Consider the following 22,903-nt stretch of genomic DNA (forward strand, 5'->3'; position numbering starts at 1 on the left):
ACCCACCCGTTTCCCTCTCCCTGTTGCCCGGGTCGGGGGGTTCCTCTCCCGTTCCTGGGGCGGGGTTTCCTCTCCCGGGGCTCTGCTCCTGTTCGGTGGTCGTGTGCTTGTGCAGGCGGCATACCGGTGGGGAGCTGGACAGGGCAGTGTGGGGGGATCAGCTGCCGCAGACGTACCACCCGCACACAAAGGGAGGCATCGTGCCTGACGCCTACAGCAACCCCGTTGAATCCCACGACAAGGTCCGCACGGGCATATGGCTGATCGGCGCGCGGGGTTCCGTCGCGACGACGGCCGTGACCGGAGCCGCGGCGCTCGCGGCGGGGCTGCATCCGCCGACGGGGATGGTGACGGAGGCGGCGCCGTTCGCCGCGTGCGGGCTCGCTGGGCCTGACACGTTTGTGTTCGGGGGCCATGACACGGTGTCGGCGCCCCTGCCCAAGCGGGCCGAGGCGCTGGCCGAGGGTGGCGTGATTCCGCACGGGCTGCCCTCGGCCGTCCGTGCCGAACTCGCGGCTGCCGACGCCGCGATACGTCCTGGAGGCGGGGCCTCGGACCTGCGCGGCGAGGACGAGTTGGTCGAGACGTACGCGGCTGACCTCGTCGAGTTCACACGGGAGCACGGGCTCGCCCGTACCGTCGTCGTGAACGTCGCGAGCACCGAGGCGCACACGGAGAGGGAGGACACGCTTCCGCCCAGCGCGCTGTACGCGGCGGCAGCGCTGCGCGCCGGCTGCCCCTATGTGAACTTCACGCCCTCGACGGGCCTGCACCACCCGCGGCTCGCCGAAGCGGCGCGTGCGGCGGGCGTGCCGTACGCGGGCCGGGACGGCAAGACAGGGCAGACACTGCTGCGTTCGGTGCTGGCGCCGATGTTCGCGCAGCGTGCGCTGGCCGTACGGGCGTGGTCGGGCACCAACCTGCTGGGCGGCGGCGACGGCGCTGCGCTCGCCGACCCGGCAGCGGCTGCGGCGAAGAACGCGGGCAAGGCGAGGGTGCTCGCCGACACGCTCGGTGAGGTGCCGGACGGCCAGGTGCACATCGACGACGTACCGGCGATGGGCGACTGGAAGACCGCGTGGGACCACGTCGCCTTCGACGGGTTCCTGGGCTCCCGGATGGTGCTCCAGACGATCTGGCAGGGCTGTGACTCGGCGCTCGCCGCACCGCTCGTGCTGGACCTCGCACGGCTGCTGGCGCGCGCGCACGAGGTGGGCATCACGGGACCCGTGGACGGGCTCGGCTTCTACTTCAAGGACCCGGACACGGGGCCCAGCGATCTGCCGGGACAGTGGTGCGCGCTGCTGGAGCTGGCGGAACGGCTGTCCCGCGGGCAGGCGGAAGCGCCGACCGGGGTGGAGCGGTGAGCCGGGTGACGGCGTGGGCCGAACTCCTGCGGGTCTCCGCGCTGTTCACGGTGCCGGGTGACGCGGTCGCCGGTGCGGCGGCCGTGGGGCGCGCGCCGAACCGGGGCACCGCGCTGGCCGCCGCCTCGTCCGTGTGCCTGTACGAGGCGGGCATGGCGCTCAACGACTGGGCCGACCGGGAGACCGACGCGGTGGAGCGCCCCGAACGTCCCCTGCCCTCCGGCCGTATCAGTCCTCCCGCCGCCTTCCTCGCGGCCGGGGCCCTCACGGCGGCCGGTCTCGCGCTCGCCGCGCGTGCGGGGCGCCCCGCGCTGCTGACGGCCACCGCGCTCGCCGGCACCGTGTGGGCCTACGACCTGCGCCTCAACCACACCCGCGCGGCCCCCGCCACCATGGCGACGGCCCGCGCACTCGATGTGATCCTCGGCGCAGCCGCCACCTCGACGGGCACGCCAACGGCAGCCGCGGCACGCGACGTTGCCGGTGCGGCCGGACTCATGGGCGTGCACACGTGGGCGGTGACGGCGGTCTCGCGGCGCGAGGCGGAGGGCGGAGCGCCCGCCGTGCCGCTGGCCGCGCTCGGCGTGGTGGCGGGCATCGCCGCCGTGGTGACGCGGCAGCGCAGGCCACAGGCGCTCGGCGCTGCGGCGGCGTACGTCGCCGGCGCTGCACGCCCCCTCGCGCATGCCGCGCTGAACCCCTCGCCACCGCTGCTCCAGCGCGCGGTCGGCGGCGGCATCCGCGCCATGATCCCGTTGCAGGCCGCGCTCACGGCCCGTACGGACCGCAGGGGCTCGGCGGCGACGGCCGCCGCCCTGCTCGCGCTGCTCCCTCTCGCCCGCCGGCTGTCCAGGAAGGTGAGCCCCACATGACCGGAGCGCTCCGTTACGCCTACGGCACCAACGGCCTCGCCGACCTGCGCCTGGAGGACGCGCTCGCGCTCCTGGCCGACCTCGGGTACTCAGGTGTCGGCCTGACGCTCGACCACATGCACCTCGACCCCCTCGCGCCGGGTCTGGCGGCCCGTACGGCCGAGGTGGGCCGGGCGCTGGAGCGGTACGGGCTGTCGGTGACCATCGAGACCGGGGGCCGCTACGTCCTGGACGCGCGGCGCAAGCACCACCCCACGCTGCTCGACCCGGACGCCGGGGCCCGCGCCTCCCGTACGGAGCTGCTGCTCAAGGCGGTACGGGTCGCGGCCGACCTCGGCGCGCACGCCGTGCACTGCTTCAGCGGGAAGCTGCCTCCCGGCACGGACCCGCACGAGGCGTGGCCCCGGCTCGCCGACGGCATCGGATCGGTGCTCGTGGCGGCCGAGGCCGCGGGGGTGCCTCTGGCCGTCGAGCCGGAGCCCGGTCATCTGCTGGGCGACCTGGCGGGGTTCCACCGGCTGCGTACGGCACTGGACAGTCCCGAACTGCTCGGGCTGACCCTGGACATCGGCCACTGCCAGTGCCTGGAGCCCGAACCGCCGGCCGACTGTGTGCGGGCCGCGGCTCCGTGGCTGCGGCATGTGCAGATCGAGGACATGCGGCGCGGTGTGCACGAGCACCTGCCGTTCGGCGCCGGGGAGATCGACTTTCCGCCCGTGCTCGATGCGCTGCGCGAGGCGCGGTACGGCGGGCTGGTCACCGTCGAGCTGCCACGCGATTCGCACGCCGGGCCCGAACGGGCCGCAGAATCCCTGCACTTCCTGACGACGGCCGAGGCCAAGACGGGAGACAACACCCCATGCTGACCCCTCTCGCCACCCTCCGTACCGGCCTTGAGCTGCGGCTCGGCGCCGGCGCTCGCGCCTGGCTGCACCAGGCCCTCGCCACGGCGGCCGACGCGCCGCACCACGTGAACGAGCCCGGACTGCCGCCCTGGGAGCGCGACTTCGCCCAGGCGGGGCGCCAGTGCGGCCCGCACGCGTTACGGCCCGAAGGGGAGGCGGGTGTCGCTGAGGCAGCCGTGCCGCCGCGCGATCCGGCCGACACCGCACGCGTGCTGATCCTGCACGCCGCGGCACCGGACACCGCGACCCTCGCCCGCCTCTACGAGCACGGCACGGCAGCCGAGCGCCGCGCCGTACTGCTCGCGCTCCCGCACCTGGACCCGCCACCTGAGCGGGAGGGTGCGCTGACCCTCGTCGAGGACGCGCTGCGCACGAACGACACGCGGCTGGTCGCCGCCGCGCTCGGCCCGTACGCCGCCGCGCACCTGGACGCGCACCAGTGGCGGCAGGCGGTGCTCAAGTGCCTGTTCACCGGCGTGCCGTTGAGCGCCGTCGCCGGTCTTGAGCACCGTGCGGCGGGGGACGGCGAGCTGGCCAGGATGCTGGAGGACTACGCGCGCGAACGCACGGCCGCGGGCCGCGAGGTCCCCTCCGACCTGCACACCGCACTGGACCTGGCCCGCTTCCCGCACACCGCCGAAGGCCCGGCGGCGCAGGGCACAGGGACGGACCCCGGAGCCCTCGCCGCTCCCGGCACCGGGGGCGCCGAAGCCCCCGAAGCCGGGGAAGCCCCCGACTCCCACCGCACCCCCCGCTCGCCCCAGGAGCCGTGATCGCGTTGCGCATCTTCGATCCGCACATCCACATGACCTCCAGGACAACCGACGACTACGCGGCGATGCACGCGGCCGGAGTGCGTGCGCTGGTCGAGCCCTCCTTCTGGCTCGGCCAGCCCCGCACCTCGCCCGCCTCGTTCTACGACTACTTCGACTCGCTCCTCGGCTGGGAGCCCTTCCGCGCCGCCCAGCACGGCATCGCGCACCACTGCACGCTGGCCCTCAACCCCAAGGAGGCCAACGACCCGCGCTGTACGCCCGTGCTCGACGCGCTGCCGCGCTACCTCCTCAAGGACAACGTCGTCGCCGTCGGCGAGGTCGGCTACGACGCGATGACACCCGCCGAGGACACGGCCCTCGCGGCGCAGCTCCAGCTCGCGCGCGAGCACGGCCTGCCCGCGCTCGTCCACACCCCGCACCGGGACAAGCTGGCGGGGCTGCACCGCACCCTGGATGTGCTGCGCGAGTCCGGGCTGCCACCGGAACACGTCGTGCTCGACCACCTGAACGAGACGACGCTGGGCGCCGCGTCCGACAGCGGCTGCTGGCTCGGCTTCTCCGTCTACCCCGACACCAAGATGGACCCCGAGCGGATGATCCGCATCCTGCGCGTGCACGGAACCGACCGGGTCCTCGTCAACTCCGCTGCCGACTGGGGCCACAGCGACCCCCTCAAGACCCGGCACGTGGGCGACGCCATGCTCGCCGCCGGCTTCGGTGAGGACGAGGTCGACCAGGTGCTGTGGCGCAACCCGGTCGCCTTCTACGGCCAGAGCGGACGTCTCGTCCTCGACTCCGCGCCCCCGGAAGGCCAGTCGTACGAGGGCAACTCCATCCTGCGCGGCGGAGAGTGAGGAGGGAGCGCACATGCGGTTCCGGCACCCGGACGGCTCGACCGTCCACCTCTCGTACTGCACCAACGTCCACGCGGCGGAAGAACTCGACGGCGTACTACGGCAGTTGACCGAATACGCGGAACCCGTACGGCGCCGGCTGCACCGCGACAGGCTCGGCATCGGCCTGTGGCTGGCCCGCGACGCCGCCCGTACGCTCACCCACGACCCGGCGCGGGTGAGGGAGTTGCGCGCCGCGCTGGACCGCGCCGGTCTTGAGGTGGTCACGCTCAACGGGTTCCCGTACGAGGGCTTCGGCGGCCAGCACGTCAAGTACCGCGTCTACCGGCCCGACTGGACCGAGGACGCGCGCCTCGACCACACCACCGACCTCGCCCGCCTGCTGGCAACCCTGCTGCCCGACGACGTGCCCTGGGGCACGATCTCCACGCTGCCGCTCGCCTGGCGTACGGACTTCGACGCCGGCAGGCGCGGCGCCGCGCTCGCCCGGCTGACCACGCTCGCCCAGCGCCTGGACGCGCTGGAGGAGCTGACGGGGCGCAGCATCCGCGTCGGCCTCGAACCCGAACCCGGCTGCACCGTCGAGACCACGGCCGACGCCATCGCGGCACTCACGGGCGAGGGTGCCCCGCCCGCGCACCGTATCGGCGTGTGCGTGGACACGTGCCACCTGGCCACCGCGTTCGAGGACCCCGCAACCGCCGTGGGCGCGCTCACGGGCGCGGGGGTGCCGCTCGTCAAGTCCCAGCTCTCCGCCGCGCTGCACGCCGAGCACCCTGAGCGCGAGGACGTACGGGCCGCGCTCGCCGAGTTCGCCGAGCCGCGCTTCCTGCACCAGACCAGGGCCCTTACGCGCGACGGCACCCTGCGCGCCACCGACGACCTGGACGAGGCACTCGCGCCGGGTGCGCTGCCCACCGAAGGGCCGTGGCGCTCGCACTTCCACGTCCCGCTGCACGCGCCCCTCGTGCCGCCCCTCACGGCGACGCTGCCGGTGCTGCACGACACCCTCGCCCTCCTGGTTGGCGGGCCCGTCCCGCTCACGCACCACCTGGAGGTCGAGACGTACACCTGGCAGGCGCTGCCCACCGCGCTGCGCCCCACGACGCGGGCCCAGCTCGCCGACGGCATCGCCGCCGAACTGGCCACGGCACGCGACCTGTTGACCGGGCTCGGCCTCAAGGAGCTGCCATGATCCGGCCCCCGGCCGCCGCGCCGCGCGCCCACCCCCTGCTCGTCATCGACGTGGTCGGCCTCACCCCCTCGCTGCTGGAGCACATGCCCAGGCTGCGCGCGCTGGGCCGCGAGGGCTCCTACAGCCCGCTGCGCACGGTGCTCCCGGCGGTCACCTGCGCGGCGCAGTCCACCTTCCTGACGGGCGAGCTGCCCTCGGGGCACGGCATCGTCGCCAACGGCTGGTACTTCCGCGAGCTGGGCGACGTACTGCTGTGGCGCCAGCACAACCGGCTCGTCGGCGGCGAGAAGCTGTGGGACGCGGCGCGTGCGCTGCGGCCCGGCTCCTCCTACACGGTGGCGAACGTGTGCTGGTGGTACGCGATGGGCGCCGACACCGACTGGACGGTCACCCCGCGCCCCGTCTACTACGCCGACGGCCGCAAGGAGCCGGACTGCTACACCAGGCCACCTGAGCTGCACGACGAACTGGTCGCCGAGCTGGGCGAGTTCCCCCTGTTCACCTTCTGGGGCCCCGGTGCGAACCTCACCTCCTCCGAGTGGATCATCGGCGCCACGCGGCACCTCCTGCGCACCCGCCACCCCGACCTCGCGCTGTGCTACGTGCCGCATCTCGACTACGACCTCCAGCGCTACGGCCCCGATGACCCCCGCTCGCACCGCGCGGCGGCCGAACTGGACGCCGCCCTCGCTCCGTTGCTCGACCAGGCCAGGGACGAGGGCCGTACGGTCGTCGCGCTCTCCGAGTACGGGATCACGCGCGTACGCCGGCACGTCGACATCAACCGGGTGCTGCGCCGCGCCGGACTGCTGAACGTCTACACGCAGGACGGCATGGAGTACCTCGACCCCTGGACCTCGCGCGCCTTCGCCGTCGCCGACCACCAGATCGCGCACGTCTACGTCAGCGACCCCGCCGACCTGCCCGCCACCCGCGAGGCGCTCGACGGGCTCCCCGGCCTGGCCCGGCTCCTGGACGAGGGCGGCAAGAAGGAGAACGGCCTGGACCATCCGCGCTCCGGCGAGCTGGTCGCGCTCGCCGAGCCCGACGCGTGGTTCACGTACTACTACTGGCTCGACGACGCCCACGCGCCCGACTTCGCGCAGTTGGTCGAGATCCACCGCAAGCCCGGATACGACCCGGTCGAGCTGTTCATGGACCCCCACGACCCGTACGTCAAGCTGCGGGCCGCAGCCGCGCTGGCCCGTAAGAAGACCGGCATGCGCTACCGCATGGCCGTCGTACCCCTGGACCCCTCACCGATCCGCGGCAGCCACGGCCTCCTGCCCTCACGTACGGAGGACGGACCCGTGCTGCTGTGCTCGCGCCCCGACGCACTCGGCGAGCGCCGGGACGCGCAGCCCTTCCCCGCAACCGACGTGAAGCGCCTGCTTCTCGACCTGGCACTGGGAGACCTGACATGACACACAGACCCGAACACCCCGAGCTGGACAGCGCACTGCGCCGCCGCGGCTTCCTCGGCGTCGCGGCGGGCGCGACGGCCGCAGCCCTGCTCGGCACCACGGCCGCACACGCCGGCTCCCGTACGGACGCGGCCTCCACGGCGAGCACAACCCAGGGCCACGGTCACGGCCGCCGCCCGATCGTGCCGCGCGGCAAGCTCGGCATCCAGCTCTACACGATCCGGGACCAGACCAAGGCCCTGGGATTCGCCCGCGTCTTCGAGGAACTGCGGCGCTACGGCTACGACTCCGTCGAGTTCGCCGGCTACACCCAGGGCACGGGCGACATCAGCCTGCGGCAGCTCAAGAGGCTGATGCGCGACAACGGCCTGCGCGGTATCGGCAGCCACGTCGGCTACTACTCCGGCAATCCCGCCGACTACACCTTCGCCACGCAGCTCGACAAGGTCGTCGACGACGCGGCTGCGCTCGGCGTCCCGCACGTCGGTACGGCGGCCAGCCCCGACCGCTACGGCCGCACGGTCGACGCCTGGAAGCGCGCGGCCGAGGACTTCAACACCTACGGCGCTGCGGCTCGCAAGCGCGGCCTGAAGTTCTACCAGCACAACCACCAGATGGAGTTCGGCTTCGCCGAGGACCGGCCCGACGTGCGCCTCTACGACGTGCTCCTCGCCGAGACCGACCCCGAACTGGTCTATCTGGAGATGGACATCTACTGGGCCTACGCGGGCCAGCACCGCTTCAGCGTCCGTCCCGACGGCACCCCGGCACCCTTCGAGCCCCTGGACTACGTCCTGGCCGCCCCGCACCGCTATCCGCTCTTCCACGTCAAGGACGGCGAGCACGACGAGGCGTCGGCCGACGGCTACCACATGGTGGACGTGGGGGACGGTGACATCGACTACGAACGGTTCATCGGCCGCGTCCTGCGCCACAAGGGGCGGCACGGCCACGGTCACCGCACCGACCACCACTGGCTGATGGAGCGCGACGACGCCGTCGACCCCAACGCCAACCCGGCGGGGTCCCTCAGCTCGGCCCGCCGCTCCGCCGCCTACCTGCGCCGCAAGAGGTAGCAGGGCAGCCGCACTTGAGGCACGTAGGGGGCGGGTGGGGCACGCACCGGTTGCGCGTACCGACGGCACAGCGCCGGTACGCGCACGCGGTACGCGAGGCCGGCTCGACCGGCGCACGTGACGCATCGCATATCCGTGTCAGGCACGGTGCCCGGGGCTCACCGAGTCGCTACCGTTCGGTAACGCAAGCGGTATCGCGTCACCAACCGCACCCGCCCCGTACGTGCAACGAGAGCGGAGAAGACGATGGGACCCACACCCGCGCCCACCCTCACCCTCAAGCCCGGCACCGCCTGGTCCGACGCGTGGCAGCGCTGCGTCGCGCTGGCCCCCGAGGCATTCGCCGGCGGCGACCCCGCCGCGGAGCACCGCCCCACCACCGAGTCAGGCCGCGCTGCCACCGAGTTCGGCCCCGCCACCGAGTACCGCGTCCGCAATCTCTGGGCAGGCACCTGGCACACCGACGGCGACCCCCTGCCCGCCACCAGCCCCGTCGACGGCACCCCGATCGCGGGCCCGCCCCGCCTGGACGCACCAGCGGCGCACCAGGCCGTGCGCGCCGCCCTCGACACACACCGCGAGTGGCGCCACACGCCACTCGCCGAGCGCCGTGCGCGCGTCAACGCCGCCCTCGACGCGCTCACCGAACACCGTGAACTCCTCGCGCTGCTCCTCGTCTGGGAGATCGGCAAGCCGTGGAAGCTCGCGCGGGCCGACGTGGACCGGGCGATCGAGGGAGTGCGCTGGTACGCCGACCACATCGGGCCCATGACCGAGGGCCGCACCCCGCTGCACGGCCCCGTCAGCAACATCGCCAGCTGGAACTACCCCATGAGCGTGCTCGTCCACGCCATGTTCATCCAGGCGCTCGCGGGCAACGCCGTCATCGCCAAGACCCCCACCGACGGCGGCCTCGCCTGCCTCACCCTCGCCTGCGCGCTCGGCGTCCGCGCCGGCCTGCCGCTCACGCTCCTCAGCGGCAGCGGCGGCGAACTGTCCGAAGCGCTCGTGCGCTCCCCGCACGTCGGCTGCGTCTCCTTCGTCGGCGGCAGGGACGCCGGGGCGCGCGTCGCCACCGCCGTCGCCGACCTCGGCAAGCGGCACATCCTGGAGCAGGAGGGGCTCAACTGCTGGGGCGTGTGGGACTACACCGACTGGGAAGCGCTCACGCCGCTGCTGCGCAAGACCTTCGACTACGCCAAGCAGCGCTGCACCGCCTACCCCCGCTTCGTCGTCCAGCGCAGCCGCTTCGCCGACTTCCTGAACGCCTACCTCCCCGCCGTACGCGCCGTCAGCTTCGGTCACCCGCTCGCCGTCGCCGACCCCGGAGACCCGCTGCCCGAGCTGGACTTCGGCCCCCTCATCAACGCGGGCAAGGCACGGGAGCTTGCGGGGCTCGCCGACGACGCCATCGACCGCGGCGCCATACCCCTCCACCGGGGCACCCTCGCCGACGGGCGCTTCCTCCCCGGCCAGGACCTCTCCGCCTACCTGCCGCCCACCACCCTCTTGGGCCCGCCCCCCGCCTCGCCGCTCCACCACGCGGAACCCTTCGGGCCCGTCGATACGATCGTCCTCGTCGACACCGAGGCCGAACTGCTCGCCGCGATGAACGCCAGCAACGGCGCCCTCGTCGCCACCCTCTCCACCGACGACCAGCACCTCTACGACCGCCTCGCGCCCCAGATCCGGGCCTTCAAGACCGGCCACGGCAGGCCCCGTTCGCGCGGTGACCGCGACGAACTCTTCGGCGGCTTCGGCGCCTCGTGGCGCGGCGCCTTCGTCGGCGGCGACCTCCTCGTACGCGCCGTCACCCAGGGCCCGCCCGACGAGCGCCTTCCCGGCAACTTCCCCGACTACCGCCTCCAGCCGGAGGCCATGGCCGCCTGACGGAGCCCCCACCGCCCGGTGCCGAACCCTGGTCCCGCCGCTGGCTTCAGTGGTGGGGGCGGGGTTCGGCCCCGTGCCGGGTGGCGTGGAGGGAGCCCAGGAGATCGAGGGCCTGGGCGCTGGGGCTGCCGGGTTCGGCGTGGTAGATGACGAGTTGCTGACCCGGGGCGTCGCGCACGTCGAACGCCTGGTACGTGAGGGCGAGGGGGCCGACGTCCGGGTGGACGAGCTGCTTGGCGTCCCGCGTCTTGCCGCGCACGGTATGGGTGTCCCACAGGCGGGCGAAGTCCGCGCTCTGCTCGGTGAGGGTGCGGACGAGTTCACAGAGCCGCGGGTTGTCCGGGTCGAAGCCGGCCGCCTGGCGCAGGTTGGCGACGGCTGCCTGGGCGGCCCGGTCCCGGTCCGCGAAGAAGTGCCGCCCCGCGGGGTCGGCGAACGTCATACGGGCCAGGTTGTCCGCCGGCTCGAACGGGGAGTACAAGGCGTCGGCCAGCGCGTTGGTGGCCAGCAGGTCCAGCGTCCTGTTCATGACGAAGGCCGGAGTGTTCGGGTAGCCGTCCATCAACTGCCGCAGCGCCGGGCCGACCTGCTCGACGGCGTGTGCGGAGGCCCCGTCGCGCGGCGCTGTCCCGGCCAGCCGGAACAGGTGAGCCCGCGCGTCCTCGTCCAGCCGCAGCGCACCGCCGAGCGCCTCAAGCACCTGCGGTGACGGGTTGCGCTCACGCCCCTGTTCCAGGCGCGTGTAGTAGTCGGCGTTCACCCCGGCCAGCACGGCGACCTCCTCACGGCGCAGCCCGGCGACCCTGCGGGCCCCGTAACTCGCCATGCCGACGTCTTCGGGCCGCAGCCGCGCGCGGCGTGTGCGCAGGAAATCTCCGAGGTGGTTGCCGTTCATACCTCCAGACTAGGCGGCTGCCCCGAGACCTGCCTGGGTGTGCCGCACCCAGGCAGCAACCGTCCTGGTTGACCCCCGCCGACCGGCCCAGACTCGCTGGAGCAGTACGCAATCGCAGCCACCGGGCAGCCCCGCACCGCGAGCGGAACCCGCACCGCAGAGGGGCCGGCCCCCGTGAACGGAACCCGCACCGCAGCGGACCCGCACCGCAGCGGGGTCGGCCCTGTGAGCGGAACCCGCACCGCGGCGGGGCCGGATCCACAAGCGGGCCCGGCCCTCGCAAGCGGGGCCCCACCACAAGAGAGCAAGCCTGTGCAGCAGAGAACCGATGAACCCGTTCCCACCCCCGGCGCCTCCGCCGGCAATGCCGCCACCGGCGCCGCCGGAGCCGCTACCAGCGCCGCCACCGGCGCTTCCGCCACCGGCGCCTTGCCCAAGGCGCCAACCAGGGACGGGCCCGCGTCCGTGCCCGGCGCCCTGGCGCTCCTGGTCCTGTGCGCCTCCCACTTCATGGACGCCATCGACCTGTCCGACGTGGGCGTCGCCCTGCCCGCCATCCAGCACGACCTGGGCATGACGTCGGCCTCGCTGCAGTGGATCGTCTCGGCGTACGCGCTCGGCTACGGCGGTTTCCTGCTGCTGGGCGGCAGGGCGGCCGATCTGTTCGGGCGCCGGCGTACCTTCATGGCCGCCGTCGCCGTGTTCGCCGTGGTGAGCGTGCTGGGCGCGCTCGCACCGAACGGGGCGCTCCTGATCGCGGCACGCCTGGTCAAGGGGATCGCGGCGGGCTTTCTCGCCCCCGCTGCGCTCTCCCTCATCACCACCGGCTGGCCCGAGGGGCCGCAGCGTGGGCGTGCGCTGGGCTGGTACGCCACGGCCGGAGCCAGCGGCTTCATCAGCGGCCTCGTGCTCGGCGGCGTACTCACGGAGATCTCCTGGCGGCTGGTGTTCGCGCTGCCTGTGCCCATCGCCGCGGCGGCGCTCCTCGCCGGACGCCGTCTCCTTCCCGCCGATCCCCCTGTCACCACGCGCGGGAAGATCGACCTGCCCGGCGCCCTGACCGCGACCGGCGGCCTGGTGACCTTGGTCTACGCCCTCGCGCAGGCACCGGAGCACGGGTGGGGGTCGGTCCGCACCGTCGTCCTGTTCGCCGCCGCTGCCCTGCTCCTCGCCCTGTTCCCGCGGATCGAGGCCAGGTCACGCAGGCCGCTGGTGCCGCTGCTCTTCCTGAAGCGGCGCAGCACAGCGGGCACGAATCTGACGATCTTCGCGATGTGGGGTGCCTACACCTCCTTCGCTTTCCTCGCCACGCTCTACCTGCAGAACGTGCTGCACTGGACACCGCTGCAGACCGCGGGCGCCTTCGTCCCGCTCGGCCTCGTCAACGGCGCGCTGGCGCCCTTCGCGGGACGGCTCGCCGCACGGTTCGGCGCCCACCGGATGATCGGGGCCGGGATGCTGCTGCTGGCGGCGTCCTATGCGCTCTTCTTCCGTATCGGGCCCGACTCCGCCTTCCTCACCGTCGTCCTGCCCGTCATGGCCCTCAACGGACTCGGCACGGCGGCGACCTTTCCCGCCCTGAACATGAGCGCGGTCGCCGGGGTGCCCGACCGGGACCAGGGACTCGCGGGCGCACTGCTCAACACCTCCATGCAGATCGGCGGCGCCGTGGTGCTCGCCGTCGTCACCGCTGTGGTCGAGGCGGGGCAGCGCGCGAACGGCGGTGGCGATCCCCTGGCCGGCTACGCCCCCGGCACCGCCGTCATCGTCGGCACCGTACTGGCCGGCCTGGGCGCCACACTCCTGATCCGGCACCGACGCCCCAACTCACCCTCAAGGAACGCCACATGACCCCCACCACACCGTCCGCAACCACCGCGACCCCGCACACGGACCCCGCGCGGCCGTCCACCGGAGCCGCCGAGTTCGCGGAGAAGACCGCCCTCGTCACCGGGGCCGCGCGCGGCGTCGGCAGGGCGACCGTCGCGCTCCTGCACGCCCGCGGCGCCCGTGTCCTCGCCGTCGACGTGCGTCCCGGCGTCGGCGCCCTGGCGGAGGACTTCCCCGGCGTCCGGACCATGACCGGCGACGTCACACGGGAAGAGACCGCCACCCTGGCCGTACGGTCGGCCGTCGAAGCGTTCGGCGGACTGGACGTCCTGGTGAACAACGCCGGACGCACCCTGAACAAGCCCGTCACCGAAACCACCGCCGAGGACTGGGACGCCGTGATGGCGGTCAACGCGCGCGGCTCCTTCTTCTTCGCCCGCGAGGCGTTCCGGGCCATGAAGGCACGCGGTGGCGGCGCCATCGTCAGCACCGGCTCGTACGCCTGCACCGTCGCGCTGCCCGAAGGCGTCGCCTACAGCGCGTCGAAGGGCGCCCTGGCCCAGCTGACCAAGGTACTTGCCGTCGAGGGCGGACCGCTGGGCATCCGCGCCAACCTCGTCGCCGCTGGCGTCATCGAGACCGACTTCCTCGATACGTTCCGCTCCGACAGCCGCGCGTACCTGGCGTCCTTCGCCGACGCGCAGCCCCTGGGGCGCGTCGCGCAGCCCGAGGAGATCGCCGAGGCACTCTGCTTCCTCGCCTCGCCCCGCTCCAGCTTCGTCACCGGAGCCCTGCTCCCCGCCGACGGCGGCTTCACCGCGCTCTAGCGCGGCTCGCCGGATTCACGCCGGGCGGCCCGCGACGCCTCGTACCCCGGTACGTACCGCACCTCACGGCGTCCGGGTACGCACCGCACTCTGCGGCGACTCCGGACGCACGGCGGCACTTGACGCACGGCGACTCCCGACGCGGCGGCGGCCCCGGCGGGCGGCGTGGCCGGTATCGTCGCGTGGCGGTTCCGCAGGGTGCGTGGTCGCTGGCGCGAGGGAGTGGGCGATGGGCGAGCCGACGGGGCCGGCCGGTGCGGCGGGTGAACTGCGGCGGCGGCTGGGGGTGTTCGACGCGGTGGTCATCGGGCTCGGGGCGATGATCGGCGCCGGTGTCTTCGTGGCGTTCGGCCCCGCTGCCGAGGCCGCGGGGTCAGGGCTGCTGCTCGGGCTGGCGGTCGCCGGGCTGGTCGCGTACTGCAACGCGACATCCTCGGCGCGGCTGGCCGCCCGGTACCCGACCTCGGGCGGCACCTATGTCTACGGCCGTGAGCGGCTGGGCGACTTCTGGGGGTACCTGGCCGGGTGGGCGTTCGTGGTCGGCAAGACCGCGTCCTGCGCGGCGATGGCGTTGACGGTGGGCGCCTACGTGTGGCCGTCCCAGGCGCACCCGGTGGCGGTGGGCGCTGTCGTCGCGCTGACGGCGGTGAACTGTGCGGGCGTACGCAAGTCCGCCTGGTTCACCCGGGCCGTCGTCGCCGTGGTGCTGGCGGTGCTCGCCGCCGTCGTGTGCGCCTGCCTGCTCTCGGGCCCGGCCGAAGCGGCCCGGCTCGGCATCGGCGCCGGGGCGGGGCCTGGCGGCGTACTGCAGGCCGCGGGCCTGCTGTTCTTCGCGTTCGCCGGTTACGCGCGCATCGCCACACTCGGCGAAGAGGTACGCGATCCGGCCCGTACCATTCCGCGCGCCGTGCCGCTCGCGCTCGGCATCACCCTGGCCGTCTACGCGGCCGTCGCTGTTGCCGCGCTTTCCGTACTGGGCGGCGCCGGGCTCGGCGGCAGCACGGCGCCGCTGGCCGACGCGGTACGTGCGGCGGGGGCCGGGTGGCTGGTGCCCGTGGTGCGGACCGGCGCCGCGGCGGCGGCCGTTGGCGCGCTGATGGCCCTGCTGCTGGGGGTCTCGCGCACCGTACTGGCGATGGCCAGGGACCGGCATCTCCCGCATGCGCTGGCGGCGGTCGAGCCACGGTTCTCGGCGCCGCGCCGTGCCGAACTGGCCGTCGGCGCCGTCGTTCTGGTCATCGTGCTGGCGGGCGACGTACGCGGCGCGATCGGCTTCTCGTCCTTCGGCGTGCTCGTCTACTACGCCATCGCCAACGCCTCGGCCTGGAACCTCGCCACGCACACCGCACCCACCACGCCCTCGCGCCGCTTGCGGCACGTCGTACCCGCCGTGGGCCTGGCCGGCTGTGTGGTGCTGGCGGGCGCGCTGCCCGGTCCGTCGCAACGTGCGGGCGCCGCCGTGCTCGCGCTCGGTGCGCTGGCCCATCTGGTGCGGCGCGCCGCGGCGGCCCGTGCGGGGTGACGGCTGTCCGGCTGCGGCAGCCGTCACCCCCGGCGCCTGCCCACCCCGCGCTCGACCGGGCGGGGCGGGCGGACGGAAGGGCCCGGGTTCGGTCGCCGGTCAGGGCGAACTGCCGGGCAGGGGAAGGGAGTTGGCCCTACGGTCAGACGCCGGCGATGGACCGGATCCAGGAGCGGTACTGCGTCACGTTCGTGTAGGCGGTGGTGGTCTGCCGGTCACTGGTGGACGCGACGCCGACCTGGACGCCGTTCGCCATCATCGGGCCGCCCGAGTCGCCGCCGGCCGTGATGCCGTTGCCCCGCCGGGCGCAGATCGCGTTGCCGCCGTAGGCGTCCGCGCAGCCGCCGGTCACGGTGACGTTCGCGTACTTCAGCAGCTGGGACTGACAGTTGATCTCCGGGCTGCACCGGGCCGTGGCGCCCCACCCGTAGACCTGCACGCTCTGGCCGACCGAGACGGAGCCCGGCTGGCCGAGGGTGGCGTAGGTCCCCTGGACGGACCGGTCGAGGCGGACCAGCGCCAGGTCGGACGAGTGCGTGTGGACCTGTGCGCCGTTGGCCATGGTGCCGCCGGAGGTCTGGTCGAGGCTGCCGATACGGAACGACAGCTGGCCGCCGCTGACGCAGTGCTTGGCGGTGAGGATCCAGGTGGGGGCGATGATCGTCGCGCTGCACGTCTGTCTCCCGGCGGAGAACAGCCGTGCTGCCCAGGGGCCGCTCTGCGCGTACCCGCCGCCGATGATCGGTTTCGGGCCGCCGTTGCCGCTGTCGGCGGCGCGGTTCTCGGTCGTGACACCCGCCGGGGCGCGGTCACCGGGGGAGCGGTCCTGGGCGACCGCTGCGGTACTGAGCGTGAGGGCAGCCATTAGAGCGGCTATGAGCGTGGGGAGTAACCTGGTGATTCTCAAGGCTCCTCGTTTCTGAAGGCGCGCGCTGTGTCGCGCGTGCTGTCCGGGGAAGTACCAGGGGACAGGATCCCGGAAGCCGAGAGATTCGGGTAATACCACTTGGCCATAACGCGCGTTTATGGAACGCCGTCGGCGCCCGGAATGAAAGACCTTGAACTTCCCGCACTCGCAGCCGCGTTCACGAGGTCCATTCCCGCGTCCCCCGTCCGGTGGCTGAAGGGCGGGATTCCGCGCCACAGTTACCACACAGGTTGTCTCCCACCGCGCCGGCCGGTCTCCGCCGCACGGCAAGGGGCAGCTCGAATCCGGTGCGTTTCCAGCGCCCGGAAGAGTGCGGCTGCGCGGTATTGCCGGAACTCCCCGTCACGCCGCCAATCGGCGACGAGTAGCTTGAGCAGTGGCATTTACCAGAACTTACTGGAACTTACCGGTACTTCCTGTGAGAACGTGAAGGCCGGGACGCAATGGTCTTTTTGACGGCGATGGCGATTTCCGTGGTACTTATCGTCTGTTTCGCCACGGCCGTACTGGCACGCCGCGAGCGGCGGAGGGACGGTGCCTGTCCCGAAACGCGGCGGACCGAGTCGGCGGCGATGAGGAAGACCCTCGAAGTACGAATCACGGCTCGCGCCTTCCGCGCGTACCCGTCGGCCGCAAACGTGAGCACCCTGCGACGGCGTGACCCGACAATGTGGCGCCTGTGACGCCACCCCTGGCTTGCGCCGGGTACGGCGGAGCGAGGGACGGCGTCACAGCCAGGGCCACAGCCAGGGCCACAGCCAGGGTCACAGCCAGGAGAGCGTCTCCGCGACGGTCGCTGCCGGCCCCGAGGACGTTGGCAGCGTGGTGACGGCCCGGGACTGCAGGACCGTCACCTCGGGCACCGCGCCGCTGTCCGTGGCCCACTCGACGTCCTGCGGCCCCCCGAGTACGCGTTCCAGCGCCAGGCCCGTGCGCGCCACTTCCGCGATGAGCGCGGTGCCGGGGGCCGGCCCGGCGTCGGGTCCGGGCCCGTCGAGCACGGTGAGGGACACCCGGTCGACCCGGTACCGCAGCGGGTTGGCGGTGCCGTCGCACACGGAAGCTGCCGACTCCGGTGCCGCGTCCACCACGAGCACGGCGGGGTCGGGGCGCACCGGGTCGACGGAGAACAGCACACCCGCCCACTCCGGACGCACCATGCGCTGCACGAGAACGGGCATGGCGGGCGCGACGGGTGCGGAGGCGCCGCCTTCGCCCCCGTTCTCGCCTTCGCCCGCGTCCTCGGCTTCGCCCTCGCCCCGGTGGCCGTTCGTCCGCTCCTCCCGGCCGTCCATCCGGCGCCGGTAGCGCTCGGCGCGCCCGTCGGAAGCACCGGCCCTGCAGCGCGCCACGGCAGCGGCGAGCGCGTCGGTCCCGCGGACGTCCAGGACGCTGACGAACTGTCCCGCGTAGGACAGCGCCGGGCCGTCCTCCGCCCGCGCGCTGGAGCGTACGGCCAAGGGCACGTCCGGGTCCGGGCCGATCCACGCACGGCAGGCGGCGGCGAGTCGCGCACGCGCGGACGCCTCCTGGGGCGGGAAGGCCCCGGGCGCCCCCGGGGTGGGGAAGCCCGCGGTCAGTACGAACCCGTCCGGCACCTGGAACCCGTGACGGCGCAGCCGCGCGAGGGTGTGGGCCTTGGCACCGACCGGCCCGCGCTCGGTGCGCCGGTCGTCCAGGGACAGGATCGCGGGCGTCATGGAGCACCCTCACCGTTCTCGCCGCGCGCCCCGCCCTCCCCGCCTTTCCCGCCCTCCCCGTTCTCGCCGACGGGGGTGACCGTGCCCGTTGTCCCGTCGAGTACGACCAGTTGGCCGGTGGAGAGCCGGCCGCGTGCCGAGGGCACGCCGACGACAGCGGGGACGGCGTACTCGCGGGCGACGATGGCCGCGTGTGCCATCACACCGCCGATCTCGGTGACGAAGCCGCCGATCACATCGAAGACGCCCGTCCATACGGCGGAAGCGGTCCGCGCCACCAGAATCTCGCCGGGCTGTACGTATGTCAGGTCGGTGTCGTTCTCGACGAGCCGCACGGGCCCCGTGGCGCGCCCCGGGCTGGCCGGGTGGCCGGACAGTCCGTGCCGCGGCTGCGGAAGAGCGGTGCCGGTGCCGAACAGCATCCGCATCGCCGGGTCGCCACCCGAGGTCGGTTCCTCGCCGAGGTGCGCGGGCGGCTCCCAGCGCTCCAGCGCGGCGATGATGCCGCGCCGGCGCCGGACGCGCTCGCCGAGCCGCCGCCCCGCACCGGTGGGAGCGCCGGTGCCCCAGGAGGCCGCGGTCTCGTACAGGGCCTGTGCGACCTCGAAGCGGTTGAGGAGGAACACGTCGTCCCGTGCCGCCAGCAGGCCGGCTCCGGCCATCACGTCGGCGAACTCCCTGATCTTGCGCCAGAAGGCGAGGTGGAACCAGTTCTCCAGGTAGAAGGAGTGGTCCTCCACGAAGGCGCTGACCCGGCGGGCCAGCGAGAGCGCCTCGTCGAACTGTTCCCTGGCGTCGGGTGACGGCAGCAACCGCCGGTAGGAATCGGCCAGTTCGCCGGCCCGCCGCCTGCGCACCGCCGCCTCGGGCGCCCGGGCGCCGGGCGAGGTGTCGTCGAGGCGCCGGCGGATGTGCTGCCATACGACATCGGGGTGGTCGCGCCACGACCTGCTCCGGTGGTTCAGCCCGCTGTCGGTGGCGATGTTGAACCAGGGGTCGGAGAGCTTCCGCCACGACTCCAGCCAGTCCCGGCCCTCCTGGCGCCCCCGCAGCAGGGGTACGGCCTCCGCGTAGCCGTGCGCACGCACCAGGCCGTCGAGCCCTGACTCCACGGCGGCGGCGGTCAGTTGTGCGACGCCCTCCTGCGCGCGGAACAGCCGGCTGTCGTGCCCGGCGAGTAGCTGCGCCACCGACTGGTCCGTCACTCCGGGGAAGTGCTGCCGCGCCCAGTGGTAGAGCTTGAGGTAGGCCGCGTACCCGAGCGTCAGCAGCTCGAAGTGGTGCTGCCACGCGGCGAAGAGATTCGCCAGCACGGCGTCGTACCGTTCGAGCAGGAGCCTGCTGCTCGCCGCGACGGCGCCCTCGTGCAGTACCCGGTCGTCCTCCAGCCCGGGGAGCCCCGGTACGTGGAGTGCCTCGGTCTCGGAGATGAGGGCCAGGACGCGGTCGAGCCAGCGCTGGTGCAGCTGCTCCCACTGCGCGTAGTAGGTGCGGGACCTGGCGGCGAAGACCTCGGCGCGTGCGGCACGCTCCGCGGCGTCGGTCACCGGCACCGGACTGAGGTAGGAGTACCCGTTGAGGATGCGGTGTTCGGTGCCGTAGCCGCCGGGCAGCGCGAAGACACGGGATGTCCACTGCCCCTTGGTCAGCCGGATGGCCTCATTGACCACCGAGTCGAAGGGGTACTTCACGCCGGGGTGGTGCAGGCTGTCGTGGAGCCAGAACGCGCTGTTCTCCCAGTCGCCGTTCTCCTCGGTGAACAGCAGATGCTCGGGGTACATGTCACGCCAACCCGCGGCGCCGGGCGGCGTCGTGACGTCGCGCGGTGCGGACCAGCCCGCCTGCATGCGGCCTCCTGCGGGTACGAACGTGAGGCGTCGCGAGAGCGTCGGACGCAGGAACGGTAACACCGGCCGTCCACGGCGTGGAAGACGGCAAGGCCGGCCCGGCGGCTGCCCAACACGCCTGCTGGGAAGGACAGTTGGCGAGCTGACCGGGAGGTGGCCGACATGCGGGACGAGCCCCTGGACATGGACGTGGGCGCCCGCCAGGACGCGGGCGCTGACGAGCCCATGGGCGTGGACGTGAGGGAACGCGAGGGGTGGCAGCTGTGCGCGGTGCGGCTGTTGTCCGCGCGGGCGCTGCTGCACGACGCCTCCGTGCCGGTCGCGCTGTGGCGTCAGCGTGAGCGGTACGCGCTTCTGGTCGCCGTCACGCGCGCCCTCGGGCGCTGTGCACGCGCCGCCTCGCCCCGTTGGTGCCTGCCGATCCACGCGACGCCGGGGCACAGCGTGCCGATGTACCACCGGAGCGCGGCGCCGCACGTCGAGGCGGCCGTCGAGGCGGCACGTGCCTGGCTCGCGGACTTGGGCCTGGACACGGAGGTGCGCCGCGCGCCGGCGACGGCGGGGCTGGACGCCGCGTCCTGGCCGCTGTTCGTGGCGGCCTGGCACGACGTCCAGCGCGACCACGGCCCGAAGGCGGCCCTGCGCACGGGCTTCGCTGACAGGGCACCCGCCTCGCTCGACACCGTCCGGGACACGCTGGCCGCCGCCACCGGTCCCGGGCGCACCCCCGCTCCCTGGCCCTCTCCCGCTCCCGGAGCTGCCCGCGCTCCCGCCACCGCCCCCGCTTGCGGGTCCGCGCCCGGATCTGCCTCCGGCGCGTGGCCCATGGCCCGGCTGGTCGCCGAGGAGCTGCGGAGGGTGCTGCGGGCCTGGCGGCGTGCCGAGGTGCCCGCGTTCCTCGCGCACATGCCGGTCGGCGAGCTGCTCGCGGGCAACGTGGTGCCCGGCGGGCTCGCTGTGGCCCGCCTGGACGTGTCCGGGTTCCGGGCGGGGCTGGTACGCGGCGCCGCGAGCGGGCGGCAACTGCTGAACCGGGGCGCGCTGCTGGGCGGTTGGTTCCTCGGCGAGGTGCCCAGGCTGGTCGCGTCCGTCAACCGGGGCCGCCCTGCCGCGTGCCGTGCCGGAGTGCTGCTGTCGGTCTGCGACGACGTGGTCCTCGTGGGCAGCGCGCCGACCCTCGCCGCCGCCAGGCGGGCCCTCGCCGGCGCGTGGGCCGCACACGATGTGGGCGAGCTGTGTGCGGGCACCTCGCCGCCTGGCAGCGGTACGACACTGAGCGCGCTCAGCCGGGCAGCGCTGGCGGATCTGAGCGCGCGGACGGACGATGGCCGACCACATGGATGAGCCGGGCCGTCGCCCGGTACGGGTCCCGCCTGGCGGCCTCGTACTCCACGGCCTGGAGCAGCCGGAGCTGGTCGTCGGGCAGGTCCTCCAGATCCGTACGGTGGTCGCTGAACACGCCCACCCCGTACCAGTCGCGTACGCACACGCCGTACTCGCGCAGCCCGACCGTCAGGTCCTCCACGGTGTCGCCGCGCGTGGGCGCCCCGAGCCAGCCCGTACTGGTCCGTGCGCCGAAGCCGTTCAGGGCCTCGGCGTAGTCACCCTGGAGCGCGGGGCGGAACGCCAGCGCGGCGGCGTTCTTGGTCACCACCGACACCAGCCCGCCGGGCGCGCAGAGTTGGGCGAGGGAGCGCAGCAGCGGGCCGGGCGACGGGAGGTACATCAGCACTCCATGGCACAGCACGCCGTCGTAACCGGCGGCCGGCAACCGGTCGGCCGCCTCCTGCGCGGACATCCGGTGCAGCGACATCCGGCCGCGCACCTCCTCGGGGAGCCCGGCGATCGTCTCCTCGGCCCGCGCCAGCATCAGCGGCGAGGGCTCCACCAGGGTCACCCGGTGGCCCTCCCGTGCGAGCGCCGCCGCCTGCTGGCCGCCCCCCGCGCCGATGTCCACGAGGTGGGCGGGGCCCGGCGGCAGATGCTCGGTGACATGACGGGCGACCAGCTGGATGCGCACCAGCCCCCGAGGCGACTGATAGTGCCTCAGAAACCGTTCGGCGGCCTCGTGATCCTCGTTCCACATGGGCGGACAGCGTAGGGACAGGGGGCACCCGGCGGCCAGGACGGCGCATCGTTGTCATACGCTCACGTAGCGTTTATGGTGCCGCGATGACGCCGGAGCGGACAGAGGGAACGATGGATCCAGACGGTCTCATCAGCAGGATCAGCCAGGTGCTCCAGGACGAGCAGCGGGTGCTCGCCGCGTGGCTGAGCGGCAGCCGGGGGCGCGGTACGGCCGACGCCTACAGCGATGTGGACGTCTGGCTCGTGGTGGCGGCCGACGACGTACGGGACTTCACCGAGGACTGGCCCAAGCTGTGCGACCGGATCACCCCGACCGTGCTGCGCCAACAGGTGCGCGGCGGACCGGTGTTCAACGCCGTCACCCCCGAGTGGCTGCGCTTCGACGTCGCCATCGGCACCCCCGAGGACGTTCCGTCCCGCAGCCGTTCCACCCTCAAGCCGCTCTTCGACCGCGCCGGCCTGACCGAGCGGCTCAAGCCCGAGGGTGAGCCGCTCGGGCCCGATGCCGCCAAGGTCGCGGGGCTGACCACCGAGTTCCTGCGCGTGCTGGGTCTGCTGCCCGTGGTGATCGGCAGGCAGGAGTACGTGGTCGCCGCCTCGGGCGCCGGACTGCTGCGGCAGCTGCTGATCCAGCTGATGCTGGAGGACGTCGCCGTCGAGGACCGCGGCGGCGTGCTGCACCTGGACGGGCTGCTGCCGCCGGAGCGCATGCGGACGCTCAGCGGTCTGCCGCCGATCGAGGCCACCCGCTCGGCCGCCGTCGAGGGACACCTCGCCTGCGCCCGCGCCTTCCTCCCGCTGGCCAGGGAACTGCACGGGCGGTGCGGTCTGGAATGGCCGCGGGAGCTGGAGGAGGCAGCGCGCAGGCATCTGCGTACCGCACTCGACCTCGAACTCGGCTGAGGCC

At 73.4% G+C, this 22,903-nt stretch carries 19 protein-coding genes; 14 read left to right on the top strand and 5 right to left on the bottom strand.

The window, feature by feature from the left end; translation table 11 throughout:
* The first annotated feature begins 200 nt into the window (after nt 1–200).
* The 9 genes from NMN56_RS21255 (at nt 201) to NMN56_RS21295 (ending at nt 10,359) form a co-directional block, all read left to right on the top strand.
* Nucleotides 201–1,367 (top strand): inositol-3-phosphate synthase, encoded by a 1,167-nt coding sequence (locus NMN56_RS21255; protein WP_274041971.1) that lies wholly within the window; start codon nt 201–203, stop codon nt 1,365–1,367.
* Nucleotides 1,368–1,372: 5 nt separating this feature from the next.
* A complete protein-coding gene (locus NMN56_RS21260; RefSeq protein WP_430542667.1) occupies nt 1,373–2,239 on the top strand; it encodes an SCO3242 family prenyltransferase in 867 nt (288 codons plus the stop codon).
* Nucleotides 2,236–3,105, top strand: a complete 870-nt coding sequence (locus NMN56_RS21265) for a sugar phosphate isomerase/epimerase family protein (protein WP_274041973.1) — start codon at nt 2,236–2,238, stop codon at nt 3,103–3,105. Before NMN56_RS21260 ends, NMN56_RS21265 begins: the two co-directional genes overlap by 4 nt.
* Nucleotides 3,099–3,917 (top strand): EboA domain-containing protein, encoded by an 819-nt coding sequence (locus NMN56_RS21270; RefSeq protein ID WP_274041974.1) that lies wholly within the window; start codon nt 3,099–3,101, stop codon nt 3,915–3,917. Before NMN56_RS21265 ends, NMN56_RS21270 begins: the two co-directional genes overlap by 7 nt.
* A 5-nt stretch (nt 3,918–3,922) precedes the next feature.
* Nucleotides 3,923–4,774, top strand: coding sequence for a TatD family hydrolase (locus NMN56_RS21275; RefSeq protein ID WP_274042281.1), 852 nt, complete (start codon nt 3,923–3,925; stop codon nt 4,772–4,774).
* Between the two features lie 13 nt (nt 4,775–4,787).
* Nucleotides 4,788–5,969, top strand: a complete 1,182-nt coding sequence (eboE, locus tag NMN56_RS21280; protein ID WP_274041975.1) for a metabolite traffic protein EboE — start codon at nt 4,788–4,790, stop codon at nt 5,967–5,969.
* Nucleotides 5,966–7,393: an alkaline phosphatase family protein gene (locus NMN56_RS21285; RefSeq protein ID WP_274041976.1), complete on the top strand. Its 1,428-nt coding sequence runs from the start codon at nt 5,966–5,968 to the stop codon at nt 7,391–7,393. The genes eboE and NMN56_RS21285 overlap by 4 nt, the downstream gene beginning before the upstream one ends.
* Nucleotides 7,390–8,469, top strand: a complete 1,080-nt coding sequence (locus NMN56_RS21290; protein WP_274041977.1) for a sugar phosphate isomerase/epimerase family protein — start codon at nt 7,390–7,392, stop codon at nt 8,467–8,469. Before NMN56_RS21285 ends, NMN56_RS21290 begins: the two co-directional genes overlap by 4 nt.
* Before the next feature lie 246 nt (nt 8,470–8,715).
* Nucleotides 8,716–10,359, top strand: coding sequence for an aldehyde dehydrogenase family protein (locus tag NMN56_RS21295; protein ID WP_274041978.1), 1,644 nt, complete (start codon nt 8,716–8,718; stop codon nt 10,357–10,359).
* A 46-nt stretch (nt 10,360–10,405) separates the two neighbouring features.
* Here NMN56_RS21295 and NMN56_RS21300 read toward each other — a convergent pair whose 3' ends face one another.
* Complete coding sequence (locus NMN56_RS21300; protein ID WP_274041979.1) at nt 10,406–11,254, bottom strand: helix-turn-helix transcriptional regulator; 849 nt, start codon at nt 11,252–11,254, stop codon at nt 10,406–10,408.
* Between the two features lie 312 nt (nt 11,255–11,566).
* On the opposite strand from NMN56_RS21300, the gene NMN56_RS21305 reads away from it, so the two are divergent.
* The 3 genes from NMN56_RS21305 (at nt 11,567) to NMN56_RS21315 (ending at nt 15,433) form a co-directional block, all read left to right on the top strand.
* Nucleotides 11,567–13,105 (top strand): MFS transporter, encoded by a 1,539-nt coding sequence (locus NMN56_RS21305; RefSeq protein WP_274041980.1) that lies wholly within the window; start codon nt 11,567–11,569, stop codon nt 13,103–13,105.
* On the top strand, nt 13,102–13,911 hold the full coding sequence (locus tag NMN56_RS21310; protein WP_274041981.1) for an SDR family NAD(P)-dependent oxidoreductase: 810 nt from the start codon (nt 13,102–13,104) through the stop codon (nt 13,909–13,911). Before NMN56_RS21305 ends, NMN56_RS21310 begins: the two co-directional genes overlap by 4 nt.
* Before the next feature lie 229 nt (nt 13,912–14,140).
* The gene (locus tag NMN56_RS21315; protein WP_274041982.1) at nt 14,141–15,433 is read left to right on the top strand and encodes an APC family permease; all 1,293 of its coding nucleotides are present in this window, start codon (nt 14,141–14,143) and stop codon (nt 15,431–15,433) included.
* A gap of 142 nt (nt 15,434–15,575) precedes the next feature.
* Here NMN56_RS21315 and NMN56_RS21320 read toward each other — a convergent pair whose 3' ends face one another.
* The 3 genes from NMN56_RS21320 to NMN56_RS21330 form a co-directional block, all read right to left on the bottom strand.
* A complete protein-coding gene (locus NMN56_RS21320) occupies nt 15,576–16,340 on the bottom strand; it encodes a S1 family peptidase (RefSeq protein WP_274041983.1) in 765 nt (254 codons plus the stop codon).
* A 785-nt stretch (nt 16,341–17,125) separates the two neighbouring features.
* The gene (locus NMN56_RS21325; protein ID WP_274041984.1) at nt 17,126–18,061 is read right to left on the bottom strand and encodes a PEP/pyruvate-binding domain-containing protein; all 936 of its coding nucleotides are present in this window, start codon (nt 18,059–18,061) and stop codon (nt 17,126–17,128) included.
* Nucleotides 18,058–19,908, bottom strand: coding sequence for a PEP-utilizing enzyme (locus NMN56_RS21330; RefSeq protein ID WP_274041985.1), 1,851 nt, complete (start codon nt 19,906–19,908; stop codon nt 18,058–18,060). Before NMN56_RS21330 ends, NMN56_RS21325 begins: the two co-directional genes overlap by 4 nt.
* A 162-nt stretch (nt 19,909–20,070) precedes the next feature.
* On the opposite strand from NMN56_RS21330, the gene NMN56_RS21335 reads away from it, so the two are divergent.
* A complete protein-coding gene (locus tag NMN56_RS21335; protein ID WP_274041986.1) occupies nt 20,071–21,252 on the top strand; it encodes a hypothetical protein in 1,182 nt (393 codons plus the stop codon).
* Here the strand turns inward: NMN56_RS21335 and NMN56_RS21340 are convergent.
* Nucleotides 21,191–21,994: a methyltransferase gene (locus tag NMN56_RS21340; protein ID WP_274041987.1), complete on the bottom strand. Its 804-nt coding sequence runs from the start codon at nt 21,992–21,994 to the stop codon at nt 21,191–21,193. The two genes, NMN56_RS21335 and NMN56_RS21340, sit on opposite strands and share 62 nt — an antisense overlap.
* A gap of 113 nt (nt 21,995–22,107) precedes the next feature.
* Between NMN56_RS21340 and NMN56_RS21345 the strand changes: the two genes are divergently transcribed.
* Complete coding sequence (locus NMN56_RS21345) at nt 22,108–22,899, top strand: aminoglycoside 6-adenylyltransferase (protein WP_280842722.1); 792 nt, start codon at nt 22,108–22,110, stop codon at nt 22,897–22,899.
* Nucleotides 22,900–22,903: the final 4 nt, after the last annotated feature.

This window comes from Streptomyces iconiensis (assembly GCF_028657195.3).
GTDB lineage: Bacteria > Actinomycetota > Actinomycetes > Streptomycetales > Streptomycetaceae > Streptomyces > Streptomyces iconiensis.

Bases quoted from the DNA above. Each gene is read 5' to 3' on its own strand.
- NMN56_RS21265 (WP_274041973.1), top strand. From the start codon at position 2,236: ATGACCGGAGCGCTCCGTTACGCCTACGGCACCAACGGCCTCGCCGAC.
- NMN56_RS21270 (WP_274041974.1), top strand. From the start codon at position 3,099: ATGCTGACCCCTCTCGCCACCCTCCGTACCGGCCTTGAGCTGCGGCTC.
- eboE (WP_274041975.1), top strand. From the start codon at position 4,788: ATGCGGTTCCGGCACCCGGACGGCTCGACCGTCCACCTCTCGTACTGC.
- NMN56_RS21285 (WP_274041976.1), top strand. From the start codon at position 5,966: ATGATCCGGCCCCCGGCCGCCGCGCCGCGCGCCCACCCCCTGCTCGTC.
- NMN56_RS21290 (WP_274041977.1), top strand. From the start codon at position 7,390: ATGACACACAGACCCGAACACCCCGAGCTGGACAGCGCACTGCGCCGC.
- NMN56_RS21295 (WP_274041978.1), top strand. From the start codon at position 8,716: ATGGGACCCACACCCGCGCCCACCCTCACCCTCAAGCCCGGCACCGCC.
- NMN56_RS21300 (WP_274041979.1), bottom strand. From the start codon at position 11,254: ATGAACGGCAACCACCTCGGAGATTTCCTGCGCACACGCCGCGCGCGG.
- NMN56_RS21310 (WP_274041981.1), top strand. From the start codon at position 13,102: ATGACCCCCACCACACCGTCCGCAACCACCGCGACCCCGCACACGGAC.
- NMN56_RS21315 (WP_274041982.1), top strand. From the start codon at position 14,141: ATGGGCGAGCCGACGGGGCCGGCCGGTGCGGCGGGTGAACTGCGGCGG.
- NMN56_RS21325 (WP_274041984.1), bottom strand. From the start codon at position 18,061: ATGACGCCCGCGATCCTGTCCCTGGACGACCGGCGCACCGAGCGCGGG.
- NMN56_RS21330 (WP_274041985.1), bottom strand. From the start codon at position 19,908: ATGCAGGCGGGCTGGTCCGCACCGCGCGACGTCACGACGCCGCCCGGC.
- NMN56_RS21335 (WP_274041986.1), top strand. From the start codon at position 20,071: ATGCGGGACGAGCCCCTGGACATGGACGTGGGCGCCCGCCAGGACGCG.
- NMN56_RS21340 (WP_274041987.1), bottom strand. From the start codon at position 21,994: ATGTGGAACGAGGATCACGAGGCCGCCGAACGGTTTCTGAGGCACTAT.
- NMN56_RS21345 (WP_280842722.1), top strand. From the start codon at position 22,108: ATGGATCCAGACGGTCTCATCAGCAGGATCAGCCAGGTGCTCCAGGAC.